This is a genomic window from Lysinibacillus sp. FSL M8-0337, from assembly GCF_038593855.1.
GTDB classification, from domain to species: Bacteria; Bacillota; Bacilli; order Bacillales_A; family Planococcaceae; genus Lysinibacillus; species Lysinibacillus sphaericus_D.
In genome coordinates, this window is record NZ_CP151996.1 from 1,840,701 (window position 1) to 1,853,541 (window position 12,841).

Consider the following 12,841-nt stretch of genomic DNA (forward strand, 5'->3'; position numbering starts at 1 on the left):
TAATTTTCTGTAAATAACTAAACTATCTAATATAAAATTCCTATCTTTATAGGATTAATTGAATGTGAATTTTATAATTCATTTATCCTTTTTAAGTTCTAATTTTTAATAAATTACTAGGTATATAGATATAGTTTAACTAATTGAAAATGCTACTTTCTATCAATATTTCAAAATATTCAAATATTACGATATTCGAATTAGTTTATTTGTGATAAATTGGAAATATCACACTAAACTGAAAAGTGTGACAATTAAAGGAGGAAGGGGAAATGAGATTTGAAAAAGTTTAAGTTAACGACATTTTTAAGTAGTATTTTAGCTTTCATTATGGTGCTTTCTCTCTTGGCTCCAATATCGAGTGCTAGTGCTGAAGAATCGAAACCATTCAAGCAGGATGGTCAAAGCGAAAGTATCATTCAATTAAAGGCTGCTATCGCTGAACAGCTAAGCTTGTCTAAAGATGGTCCAACGCTCCATGAAAGCTTACAAAATGTATCAGGCAATCAAGAGGTGGCAGTTATCGTTCATTTATCTGAAATGCCTGTGGCACTAGAGCAAGGAATAAGCCAACTTAAAGGCCAAAGATTTTCTAAAGCTCAGGCAAATGAAGCTCGCTCTAATGTAAAAGCACAACAAGTACAAGTACAAAAAGAGTTAGCTGTTAAAAATGTTCAGATGACGCAAGGCTACACATTCGATACAGTTTTAAATGGCTTCGCAGCAACTGTAAAAGCAAATGATCTTCCAAAATTGCTTACAATCGAAGGCATTACATTAATCGAACCAGATGCCATTGTTTACGCATCAGAAGATGATACGATGAAATCATCGGAACTGGTTAAGGAAGATCAGCTAGAAGCGCAAATGAATACAAGTAATTCTTTCCTTGGCATTGAACAGCTTTGGAACGAAGGATTGGAAGGACAAGGCATTAAGGTAGCCGTATTAGATACGGGTATTGACGCCGATCACCCTGAATTTGCTGGAATTTATAAAGGTGGAAAAAACTTTATTCCATATTCAGCAACTTACACAAAGCCTCGTGCAGATAACGATGCATCGGAAACATTACCTTCGGAGCGTCCAGTTGGAACACCGGAGTTTAATGAAAAAGGAAGCGCATTCTATACTTCTCACGGTACACATGTTGCGGGAACAATTGCAGCAATCGGAGCTAATCAATACGGTATTAAAGGAATTGCACCAAAAGTAGACCTTTATGCTTACCGTGTTCTTGGGGCTTACGGAAGTGGTGCTACATCCGGTATTGTAAAAGCAATTGAAACGGCTGTATTAGAAAAAATGGACATTATCAATCTTTCGCTTGGCGGGGGAGCAAACTCTGAAACAGACGCTGGTTCATTTGCGATTAATAATGCAATGATAGCTGGAACAATCGGCGTTATTGCAACAGGGAACTCTGGTCCAAATCGCGGTACAATGGGTACGCCTGCAACAGCTCGTTTAGGAATTGCTGTAGGGAACACAACGAATCCTGAAACAATGTATAACGGGGAAGTCAAAGTTACCGTTGGCAATTACAACTTAACAAAACAACTTCCGTTAATGGGCACGACTTTTGGGAAAAATGTAGCAACGCAGCTGCAAGGGGAATTTGATTTAGTAGCTGTCCCTGGAAACGGAGAAGTAAAAGACTATGAAGGAATCGATGTAACGGGGAAAGTCGCATTGATTTCTCGTGGTGGTATTGCATTCGTTGATAAAATTGCCAATGCAAAGGCAAATGGAGCAGTTGCAACAATTATTCATAACTTTGCTGGTGGAACGAATGCACCAAACATTTCAGGCACATTCCTTGGTGATTCATTTGAGTTTTTACCAACATTTGATATGTCCCAAACAGATGGTACTGCCATTCGCGCTGCTTTAGCAGGTGGCACAGGAAAAGTAAGCTTTAGTAAATTTGCTTCAACAAATACTACGGGCGATGAAGTAAACTCTTCAAGTTCACGTGGCCCGTCTACACCAAACTTTGATATTAAACCAGATGTAAGTGCACCTGGGACAAATATTATGTCCACGATTCCAATGTATAAAAAAGATTTCCCTAATGCCAATTATGCTGAAGCATATGCTCGTAAAACAGGAACTTCTATGGCAACACCGCATATTGCAGGTATTGCGGCGTTAGTTAAACAAGCAAATCCTGATTGGAATGCGTTCGATGTAAAAGTAGCGCTTTCGAATACAGCAAAAGTTTTAGATAAGACAAAATACGATGTATTTTCTCAAGGGGCAGGGCGTGTCAATGCATATGCAGCAGCTCATCCAGAAATTCTTGCTTATGCACTTGATAGCGCAATTTTAGATGGAACGGGTGCAGTGGCAGAAAACTTGAAAGGTACTGTTACTTTCGGTCCACAATCACTTAAAGATAGAGATATTTCTGTCACGAAACAAGTTTTAGTAAAAGATATCAAAGGGAACGGTGGCAACTATAATGTTTCAATTGATGTGACAAAAACATTTGGTGATGCAACTGTTACAGTAGACCAGCCAACATTTAATCTAGTAGGTGAGCAAGTTTTAAATATTACGTTAACAGCTTCGCAAGCTTCCGCACCAAACGGCTCTGAATTACTAGGTTATATTTACATCGGCAATGGCGCTACAGAAATTTCATTGCCATTTGCAGCCGATTTTGGCGCAGAGGCAACAACTGAAGTCAAAGACTTGACTATTACAGAAACGGATCTTTCCTTTAACGGAGATGGAGTGAAAGACTCGGCTGTACTATCATTCACATTAACTGGAGATGTAACAACGAACTATATTGAACTTTGGGATATTATGAATCCAGAAGGCGGAGAATATGGAGATGGCTATATTGGCTATTTACATGCAGGTACTGCACTAGGAAAAGGTTCTTATACGCTAAAAGTAGGTGGGCAATACAAACCATGGGGATCAGCACCTGCCACAACGATTCCAGATGGTCTGTATACAATTGACTTTACTGGTCTTGCAGCATCAGGCGTAGTGTCAGACTATGTTGGACCAATTTTCGTCAAATCGACTAAACCAGAAATTACTGGTTCAGTAGCGCAAGGCGTTGCAACAGGTCAGGTAACAGATAAGTATATTGACTACAATGTAGCGTTAAGTGCATACGGTTTAAATTACAATTTAAATGATAAATTAAAAGCTTCCTATATTGCGACGGTAAATGGGGAAGTACAAGCGCCAGTTGCGTTTGAACTAAATCAAGACGGAAGCTTTACATTCCCAGTAACAGCAGAAACAAATGCTGTAACAGTAAAAATTAATGACGCTGCGGGCAATGTTGGGGAAGCTGTAATCTATGAAAAAGAAGTAGTAGAGCCAGTAGTGACACTTTCTGTAAATCCAACTGAGCTAAACCTAACAACTGGAGAAACAGCACAGCTGACGGTAACAGAAACGTCAACGCCTGCAGAAGGTGAAGCAACAGTGCAAGACGTAACGTCTAAAGCTACGTATGTTGTTGGAGATGAAAATGTTGCAACTGTAGTCAATGGTGTAGTAACGGCAGTAGGTGAAGGTACAACGACAATTACTATGTCATACGGTGCGAATGAAGTGACAATAAATGTGACAGTGAAAGCACCTAATGTAGAAACACCAATTGTCACATTAGAAATTGACCAAGCGCAGGTAGAAACAAGAATAGGTAAAGAAGTTGCGGTTAAAATTACGGAAGTAACTACTTTTGAAGGTAAAACAACAGAAAAAGATGTGACAAATCTGGCAACATACGAAGTAGCAAATGATAAAATTGCTACTGTAAAAGCAGGTGCCGTAAAAGGAAAAGGTCAAGGCAATACGACGATTACGGTAACGTATGGTGAGCATACACTAACATTTGATGTGTTGGTTGTAAAGCCAGGTAACGGCAATGGAAATGGAAATGGAAATGGTAACGGCAACGGAAATGGCAAGGGCAATAACAATAACAATGAAGTGACCGAGGGTGACTTATAATTACGATTAGTTTAAACAAAAAGAGAAATTGCACTGCGCAATTTCTCTTTTTATTATGGACTGTAAAGCAACACTAAGATGTATGTCTCTAGTAAACTAACTGGCTGTGTTCCTTAAATTTAAGAAGCCTGTATTTTTTATTTTGACAAAAAAGACTTTTGTCATTATGATAAGGTAAATGAGAATGATTATCATAACGAAGGAAGCTGAAAGATGTTGAACAAGGTAATCCCATTACACGAACAATTTAGTAATGGAGTGAGATATAAGTGATGAGCAAAATGGATCAATCAGCATTGACATGGGAAAAAATGCAAGATGGTACACTGGCTGTTAAAACAACGGAAACGCTCATGGTGTTAACACAAAGTCGCTATAAGGAATTACTTCATTTTGAAGAGTTATTAAAGGACATGCATCTGGATATAGATGAGAAGCAACTTATTTTGGAGCAAGAGCGGAAAAGTCTAAAAAAACAAAATACAAAGCTTGAAGCAGACATACAAAAACTAACACAGCAAAATGCGGTGCTACAAAAAAAGCTTACCGAGTATAATTGTGTCGTTGATGAGCTGAAGGAGCTTCGTCGACAGAATACCGACTTGTTGATCGAGCTTAGTAAATACACGGCTCTTTCAAAGGAATCGCTATCAGGTCCATTAAAATCAATGATTCGAGATATGCGAGAGCAAGGTGTAGGCATTAAAGAAATTCATATTCGTATAAAACGTCAAATTAATCCTGATATCAGTTATAGTATGGTGCGAAAATATATTTCTGAGCTTGAAAGTGAGAATAAAGCGTAACAACACGTGTTTCAGCGATAAACAACACGTCCATAGTAAATTTGTGCATTTACAGTTGCCACTCAAAGTCCTATAATTAGTCTATTCTTTATATTATGAATGCCATCATATGGAAATACGAGAAATCGTAAGTGATTTAAGAAGAGTAGGAGAATTCAAGACAATGTCAAACGAGAAAAAAGGCGTCTGGGCAGCATTTTTGGCCTATGCTATTTGGGGAGCATTCCCACTTTATTGGAAACTGCTTGAGCATGTGCCGAGTATGGAAATATTATTAGGGCGTGTCATATGGTCTTTCGTCTTTACAGTACTAGTAGTGATTATATTCGGTATGCGAAAAGATTTAATAGCTGATTTAAAATATTTATGGACGCACCAAAAGAGTTTTTGGCAACTCGCTTGTGCTTCCTTTGTTATTTCAATGAATTGGTACTTATATATTTGGGCAGTAACACATGAACATTTGATAGAGACAAGCCTTGGCTATTATATTAATCCACTATTGTCGGTTATTTTTGGTGTGGTCTTCTTTAAAGAGAGTTTGAGTCGTGCACAATGGGCTGCAACAGCAATTGCTTTTATTGCGGTCATCCTATTAACGGTAAACTATGGAACAGTACCTTGGGTGGCAATTCTTATTGCGTTATCATTTGCTATTTATGGAGTATTGAAGAAGAAAATTACCCTTGATGCAACAAGGGGACTTGCCATTGAAACGCTATTTATCCTACCGTTTGCACTAGGGTATTATATCTATTTATTTACAACGAGCCAAGCGTCTTTCTTACACATCAATATCCAAACAGATGTACTAATGATTGTCAGTGGGATTGTGACAGCAGTGCCGCTAATTTTATTTGCAAAAGGTGCTCAAAATATTCCACTTTATTTATTGGGCTTTATACAATATGTGGCACCAACTATTGTCTTAATTTTAGGTGTCGTTTTGTATAAAGAACCGTTTAGTCCAGTAGAGCTGCTGGCATTCAGTATTATTTGGGTAGCCTTATTATTGTTTTCTGGTTCGAAAATTTTAGAAATAAGAAAAGCACATCATAAATCTGCGTAACATAAGGTAAAAGTGTTAGAGTGACAGCGGTCATTCTAACACTTTTTTCAATGTCCCGTTCTTCGTTTATTACCTCGAATTGATTTGTGCTTTAATCGTCAAATAGGTTTCCTCAATTTTTCGCTTATAGGGAAGGTCAATTAAATCAATCGAGTCAATATAAGCTTTTTTGGCAATTTCATAGGCAGTCGTCAAATCACCATGTTGTACATAGCAAAGTGCTTTATAAGAAAAACATTCATTCATACTAAGCAAATCATAAGGGTGCGAGATGAAAATAGGAATTTCTGTAAAGTGGTTAAATGCCTCAAGTGATTCCGCATAACGACCAAGTAAATACAATGATTTTCCCTTTTCAGCGTAATAAAAGTTTTGATCCAATTTTGTGGAGCCGGTAAGTGCATGAAAATGTTCGATTTCAACTAATGCTTGCTTATAATCATGTGTATAATTGTTATAATAATGGGCTTTTAAGACGTAGATAAAGGCGTCGACATCAGCTTGTTCAACAAACATGCGATATTGCTCCAACTTCATAATCATTTTATCCGCCTGTTTGAAGTCACCATCTATCATCGCACAATAGGCGCCAATACGGTATAAATCATCAATATGATAAAACAATTGATTTTGATGTGCATGTTCTATCGTTTCTTTGATTAGTTGTTTACCAGCTTCATGTTCTCCAATGGCTAGCTGAAAAATGCAAATATAATAAGCCAATTTTGCAGTATCTCGGGAATCTAACTGATAGTTTTCTTGTGCCACTTCTTCTTTTACTTGTACTATACAGCTATAAGCCTCATTGTATCGACGATTTTCTGACAAAATGGCAAGTTGTAGGATATAGGTTTTTAACCAATGGCTTAATAAATTAATCTCTTTAAATATTTGCCGGGCTTGCTGTAGCGGTGCCTCCCATGTCAATAAACCTGCCTCATATTGGGCATCAGCATAAATATACAGTAAACGCCCAGCTTCATAGCTAAGAGGGAGATCCTCTATATAAGGTTGAATAATATCAACAATTTGCTGATGGTTATTTGCATCTCCTCGTTTTACTTCAGCAAACATAATTTCTACTTGCTCCAGCAACTGACGTATATCTGAGGATGCTACTTGTTCAAGTAATTCACTTGCTTTCACCCCAAGCCGTTCCGCAATATAGTCTAAGCTTTCCATTGATGGCTTCGCTTTATCGTTTTCTATTTGGCTGAGCATACCTTTTGTTAGACGATCGGCAGCAAGCGCCTCTAATGTTAATTTTCGTTCTTTTCGTAATTTGCGAATTCGGGTGCCTAAAGAGTCCACTGCCTCGCCTCCTTTCTTCACTATTAACAATAATAACTAATCTTTGTAAAGTCTATACCTTTTCCCAAAACCAAAAGAGAATCTAGATGCTAACTAATTGTTTAATTATATTAAACTTTTTATTGCGTGAAAAGCGGGAATTGTGTTATATTTTGTTTAATAAAATTAAACTTTTAAATTTAATTAAATATGGAGGGGTTTTTCGATGGATGAAGCGGCAAAATATAAAAAGGCGACCTATCATTTGTGGACTTTTACAGCCAGTAAAATGATTGCAATGCTAGGGTCGCATGTATTGTCTTTTGGTATTAGTTTGTATATTTTAGCGATGACGGGTTCTGCCACCAGCTTTGCCACAAATATGATTTGTTCCATATTACCTAGAGCACTTGTTGCGCCATTAGCAGGGTATGTCGCAGATAATTATTCAAAGAAACGAACAATATTATTGGCGCAAGCTGGGACGATTTTAACGATGGCAAGTTTATTGTTATATACAGAAACAATTGGAATGTCAGTGAACGCAATTTATGTGACCACTGTATTCTATACGCTTTGTTCAGCATTTTCGAGCGTAACCTTTACTTCAGCAATTGCAACACTTGTTAATCCAGAACGTTTACAACGTGCAATGTCATTTAATCAAATGTCGGTGTCTGTAGCGGCTGTTGGGGGACCTGTTATCGGTGGGATGATGTATGGCTTTTTCTCTATGGAAGTATTTTTAATTGTTCATATGGTAGCGTATGCGATAGCCTTTTGCTTAGAGGCAACGATGAATTTTAATTTGTATAGTACGCGAGGAGACACTGCTAAAACGGAAAAGATATGGCAAGGACTTGTTGGAGGCTTTAGCTATATTAAACAACATAAGGTCATTAAAGTTGTGATGTGGCTATCGTTGTGGATTAATTTATTTTTCTCTGCCATTGTCGTTGGTGGAACGTATATTATCATTGAATTACTAAAGGTTGAATCTACCCATTTTGGTTTTATCGAAGCAGCGGGGGCAGGTGGCATGTTAGTGGCTTCCATCTATTTTGCATCACGTGCCGAAATAAAAGTGCCACTTCGTTTTTCTAAAATAAGTTTATTGTTGCTTTCGAGTAGCTTAAGTTTTGCGATTATCCCATTAGTGACTGATCTTTCATATTCAATGATTGTTATCTTTTATATAGGGTTGTATTTTATATTTGCTATTTTTGAAATGGGTGTAAATATGCCTCTAGGTGTGTTTATGCAAAAGCTTATTTCCGAGGAATACCGTGGACGTGTATTTGGATTAATGGAAACAATGGCGATGTCCATGATGCCAATCGGTATGCTTGTCTATGGAGTACTATACGATTCTCTTCCAGCAACCGGTATATTGCTGGTGACAAGTGCAATTATAGTGGTAATGACCCTTGTATTACTGCGCACGTCAGTCTTAAAGGAAGCGCATCCAACTTTTTACGATGACAAAGCGCTAGCAAAGAATAACAAACTAATACCAAATAGGTAGTATTCTATTAGTGGTGATTGCATTAGTTTTAGTGGCGAAAACAAAGGATTTAGTGGCGAGTACCACAATCGTATCGATTCAATATAAAGCAAAGCAGGCATGCAGCGCATCTAGCATGCCTGTTTCGATCATTATTGATCTTCGATAACAATATAAGTTGCTTTAATCGGACCGTGGACACCAACGACAGGAATCATTTCAATATCTGCGGAATTACTTGGACCCGTAATAAAGTTAATGCAAGAAGCGATATGTTCCCCATTTTGAACTTTTTGGCTCATCCATCGAGCCGCTTGGGTGATGCGTGGAACGATTGTGCTTTTTGGCATTAAAATTATCGACTTTTCTGGTAAAAAGCTTACCGTTCGCCCTCTATATTTATCGCTAAATAGGACGGCTGTTCCGGATTCCGCTAAAGTCATCTCACTAATTGTAATCCCGATATTTGCTTTTTCTGCTTGTCGGATATTTTCCTCTGGCTGCGTTTCATCCCATATATACAGTTGGATTTCAGCTTGTGGCCATTGTGTCTGCATTAATGGTAATAAGCCATAGCTTTCAAAGCGTTCGTCTTGCCATGTAATGACAGAGCGTCCACCGTAATGATCTACGACTTTTTGTAAATCCGTTGCAAGATTTTCTGTAGTAGTAACTATTAGATTAGTATTAATATTTTTACATTGCTTCGCTAAGACAGCAACGAGTTCATCTTTCGTAGCATCTTTTAACACACGGTCTTGAGGTTGGTATTGCCAAACTGGTTTTGTTAGTTGTGTTTTTGGTGCTCGTCCAAGTTGCTTGGCAATATTCGATAAAAATGAATCTCTATTTACAATGCTTCCTGCCATTATTCAGAACCTCCTTTTGTACGGCTGTTAAACCAGCTTCGGAAATTTTCTTTATTCGGAGCTGGGAAATCTCTTGCTTCTGTCCACGCTTTTAATGGCCCTGGACCGTTTGAAATTTTATTATCCTTTGTAAATGGAGACATGGCTGGTGATGCCATTTTCGTTGCTATTTTGTATAAAGTAGGGGAGGAAGCACCTAAACCAAACGCCTTCATAAGAAGCTTTTCAGACACCGGGGCTCTCCCTTCATTTTCAACGATGACCTGACGATGGCGATGAATCAGTTGATGCAATGGGATTTTGACAGGACATGCATCTGTGCAAGCACCGCATAAAGTAGAGGCATATGGTAATTCCTTGAAATCATCATAACCACCTAACAATGGTGACAACACAACACCGACAGGACCTGAGTAAATCGAACCGTACGTATGTCCACCAACATGACGGTATACAGGGCAGGCGTTAACACAAGCTGCACAGCGAATGCATTGCAAAATTGGTTGGAATTCCCCTCCTAAAATAGCTGAACGGCCATTATCGACAATAACTAAGTGGAATTCATCTGGCCCATCCGTATCGCCTTCATCTTTTACACCAGTTAACGTCGTAATATAGCTTGTTAGCTTTTGTCCAACAGCACTTCTCGTTAATAAACTGACGAGGACCTCCATTTCTTCGAACGTGGGCACAATTCGTTCCATGCCCATCACAGTAATTTGTGTTTTAGGTAAGGCGGTTACTAAATCAGCATTTCCTTCATTTGTAACGAGTGTGATGGAGCCACTTTCTGCGATAGCAAAGTTACAGCCAGTAATGCCAATATCTGCTGTTAAGTACTCATTTCGTAGTTTTTCACGAACATAAAGGGCTAGTTCTTCGGGTTTTTCTGTTTGGTCATAGCCTTGTTTTTCTTTAAATATATCGCGAATTTGCTCTTTATTTTTATGCAATGCTGGTACGACGATATGCGACGGAGGTTCATGATCCCCAACTTGCAAAATATATTCGCCAAGGTCTGTTTCAATCACTTCACAGCCCAGTTGTTCGAGCGCAGGATTTAAATTGATTTCTTCTGTTACCATGGATTTAGATTTGACGATTTTTTTTGCCTGTTTTTTTTCGGTGATTTGTTGAATATAGCTAGTTGCTTCTGCGGCAGTTTTAGCAAAAAATACATGTCCACCACGATTTGCTACATTTTCACTTAGTTGATATAAGTAATAATCTAAATTGGCGAGAACATGCTGGCGAATTTCCTCACCATGTGAACGCCATTCTTCCCAGTGCCCAAGCTCATCTGCTTGCTGTAATCGGCGCGTTTGAAAACGTTCTTGCGCACTGGATACAGCACCTCGCATAAATGTATTTTCTAGCTCTTTCGATACTCGCTTGTTAAACCTATCATCGCTTGTTTTCATTGCCATTCGATTATCCTCCTCTAAAAGCCATTTATCGGCAGTTTAGTACTTCCGCAATATGCATCACTTTAATGGGTTTGCCTTGTCGCTCAATACGCCCCCCGATATTGATTAAACAGCCCGCATCCGCACCGATTAAAATATCTGCTTCCGTTTCTTCCACGTTTTGTACTTTTTCATTGACCATTTCTCCAGAAATATTCCCCATTTTTACTGAAAATGTGCCGCCAAAACCACAACAGCGGTCTTTTCCTGGGAGTTCTACGTATTGTAAACCTTTAACATTTCCTAATAATTTCATTGGTGCTTCTTTCACACCGAGCAATCTAGTCATATGGCAAGAAGTGTGGAATGTCGCTTTACCTTCTAAATGTGCACCTACATCTTCAATCTGTAGAATGTCTACAATAAATTCCGTGAATTCATATGTTTTAGCAGCTAATGCCTGAGCTTTCGGTTCCCAAATAGGATCACCTTTAAATACTTCAGGATATTCTTTAAACATATAAGCACAAGAGCCAGAAGGGGAGACGACGTACTGTGCATGTTCAAAAGCAGTTATCATTTTTTTCATCGCATTTTTCGAATCCTGTACATAACCACTATTATAAGCTGGCTGTCCACAGCAAATTTGATTTTCTGGGAAGTCGATGTCACAGCCTAGTCTTTCTAAAACTTCGACGACTGCTTTTCCTACCTCACCTTGAAACATATCGACTAAACAAGTCGCAAACAGTGTTACTTTCATGCTTATCGCTCCTTTTGTATGGATTTGCAATTTCAATTGATTAATCAACTGGTCATCAGATGACTTGGCGGACAGTTAGATTGTTTTTATCATACTACAACCTATAAGATGGGTGGAAGTGCTATTTGCAAATTTTCAAAAAATAGGGGAGGGACAAAAGAGAAAAGTGCTAGATTGTGTTTAATCAATCTAACACTTTTTGCGATAACATCAGCTCTGGCAATTTATGAATTTCATTCATTTGTAGATTCGGTTGTGTCGAAATAGTGCATTAAAACTTCCTCTACATTGCTTAAATGAGAAGACATTGCATGCTTTGCTAGCTCTTCGTTTTGTTGTTTAATGGCAAGGAAAATTTGCATATGTTCATCATATAATTTTTCGCTTGTCGTTTTTTTAGAATACAACCAAATACGACGCGTTTCTTTCATTGTTTCTATCATTAAACCGGATACTTGGTCTAAAATTGTTGCCAGTAGGGGGTTTTGAGAGGCAGCTGAGATTGCCGCGTGAAATTGAAAGTCCGCTTTTTCGCCAAGCTCTCCATCACCCTGTGCTAGTTTCATGTCATCTAAAATACGCAACATTGTTTGTATATCTTCATCTGTGCGATGAATGGCAGCACTAGCAGCGGCGCCCACTTCAATAATTTTTCGTACTTTTAATAGATGTGAGACATCTTTTTTATTTGTTAATGTAAGTGTTGACAGTGGGAAGTCAAGTTGTTTGGATGGAGTGCTCTTAACAAAAGTGCCGGAACCTTGTTTAATTTCGATTAAGCCCATTGCTTTTAGTGCGGATAAGGCTTCTCTTATGGCAGACCTACTTACTTGTAATTGTTCAGCAAGTTGTTCGACAGAGTCAAGACGATCTCCTGGTTTCAGGTCGCCAGCTCGAATTTTTTCATAGAGCATTTCTGATACTTCCTCATATATTTTTTTCGGTTTAATTTTCTTTAATTCCAAGGAGCTACACCTCATTCATCTCAATCAATTGCTCTATATAAGTATATTATACATGAAGAATGCTATTTTACTCACTGTTTATCATGAATACTTTGATTAGGTGTCTAGTATTGAAATATCGTACAGTTTTGCTAGTAATTGCTGCTTAAAGAAGCTAAAACAGAAATTTAATATTAAAAAAATAT

General features: G+C 38.1%; 10 protein-coding genes. 5 read left to right on the top strand and 5 right to left on the bottom strand.

All coding sequences use genetic code 11. From position 1 onward, the window contains the following. Positions 1–279 precede the first annotated feature (279 nt). The 3 genes from MKY08_RS08565 (at position 280) to rarD (ending at position 5,859) form a co-directional block, all read left to right on the top strand. The gene (locus MKY08_RS08565) at positions 280–3,984 is read left to right on the top strand and encodes a S8 family serine peptidase (protein WP_069511061.1); all 3,705 of its coding nucleotides are present in this window, start codon (positions 280–282) and stop codon (positions 3,982–3,984) included. 272 nt (positions 3,985–4,256) lie between these two features. Further along, a complete protein-coding gene (locus MKY08_RS08570) occupies positions 4,257–4,790 on the top strand; it encodes a hypothetical protein (protein WP_256093149.1) in 534 nt (177 codons plus the stop codon). Positions 4,791–4,953: 163 nt separating this feature from the next. Then, positions 4,954–5,859: an EamA family transporter RarD gene (gene rarD / locus MKY08_RS08575; protein ID WP_069511065.1), complete on the top strand. Its 906-nt coding sequence runs from the start codon at positions 4,954–4,956 to the stop codon at positions 5,857–5,859. A gap of 69 nt (positions 5,860–5,928) precedes the next feature. Here the strand turns inward: rarD and MKY08_RS08580 are convergent, their stop codons facing one another. Further along, entirely contained in the window at positions 5,929–7,170 is a 1,242-nt protein-coding gene (locus MKY08_RS08580) for a helix-turn-helix transcriptional regulator (protein WP_069511067.1), read from the bottom strand. Positions 7,171–7,375: 205 nt separating this feature from the next. Between MKY08_RS08580 and MKY08_RS08585 the strand changes: the two genes are divergently transcribed. Beyond that, the gene (locus MKY08_RS08585) at positions 7,376–8,674 is read left to right on the top strand and encodes an MFS transporter (RefSeq protein ID WP_069511069.1); all 1,299 of its coding nucleotides are present in this window, start codon (positions 7,376–7,378) and stop codon (positions 8,672–8,674) included. A gap of 10 nt (positions 8,675–8,684) precedes the next feature. Next, positions 8,685–8,822, top strand: coding sequence for a hypothetical protein (locus MKY08_RS08590; protein ID WP_176723167.1), 138 nt, complete (start codon positions 8,685–8,687; stop codon positions 8,820–8,822). On the opposite strand, the gene MKY08_RS08595 is transcribed toward MKY08_RS08590, so the two are convergent. The 4 genes from MKY08_RS08595 to MKY08_RS08610 all read right to left on the bottom strand — a co-directional run bounded on the left by MKY08_RS08595 (position 8,806) and on the right by MKY08_RS08610 (position 12,656). After that, complete coding sequence (locus MKY08_RS08595) at positions 8,806–9,522, bottom strand: lactate utilization protein C (RefSeq protein ID WP_069511071.1); 717 nt, start codon at positions 9,520–9,522, stop codon at positions 8,806–8,808. The genes MKY08_RS08590 and MKY08_RS08595 overlap by 17 nt on opposite strands. Then, on the bottom strand, positions 9,522–10,949 hold the full coding sequence (locus tag MKY08_RS08600; protein WP_069511073.1) for a LutB/LldF family L-lactate oxidation iron-sulfur protein: 1,428 nt from the start codon (positions 10,947–10,949) through the stop codon (positions 9,522–9,524). Before MKY08_RS08600 ends, MKY08_RS08595 begins: the two co-directional genes overlap by 1 nt. A 25-nt stretch (positions 10,950–10,974) precedes the next feature. Beyond that, positions 10,975–11,691: a (Fe-S)-binding protein gene (locus MKY08_RS08605; protein ID WP_069511076.1), complete on the bottom strand. Its 717-nt coding sequence runs from the start codon at positions 11,689–11,691 to the stop codon at positions 10,975–10,977. Positions 11,692–11,924: 233 nt separating this feature from the next. After that, on the bottom strand, positions 11,925–12,656 hold the full coding sequence (locus MKY08_RS08610; protein ID WP_069511078.1) for a FadR/GntR family transcriptional regulator: 732 nt from the start codon (positions 12,654–12,656) through the stop codon (positions 11,925–11,927). Positions 12,657–12,841 lie beyond the last annotated feature (185 nt).

Coding starts and splice junctions, on each gene's coding strand:
- MKY08_RS08600 (WP_069511073.1), bottom strand. CDS start 10,949: ATGGCAATGAAAACAAGCGATGATAGGTTTAACAAGCGAGTATCGAAA.
- MKY08_RS08570 (WP_256093149.1), top strand. CDS start 4,257: ATGAGCAAAATGGATCAATCAGCATTGACATGGGAAAAAATGCAAGAT.
- MKY08_RS08585 (WP_069511069.1), top strand. CDS start 7,376: ATGGATGAAGCGGCAAAATATAAAAAGGCGACCTATCATTTGTGGACT.
- rarD (WP_069511065.1), top strand. CDS start 4,954: ATGTCAAACGAGAAAAAAGGCGTCTGGGCAGCATTTTTGGCCTATGCT.
- MKY08_RS08595 (WP_069511071.1), bottom strand. CDS start 9,522: ATGGCAGGAAGCATTGTAAATAGAGATTCATTTTTATCGAATATTGCC.
- MKY08_RS08605 (WP_069511076.1), bottom strand. CDS start 11,691: ATGAAAGTAACACTGTTTGCGACTTGTTTAGTCGATATGTTTCAAGGT.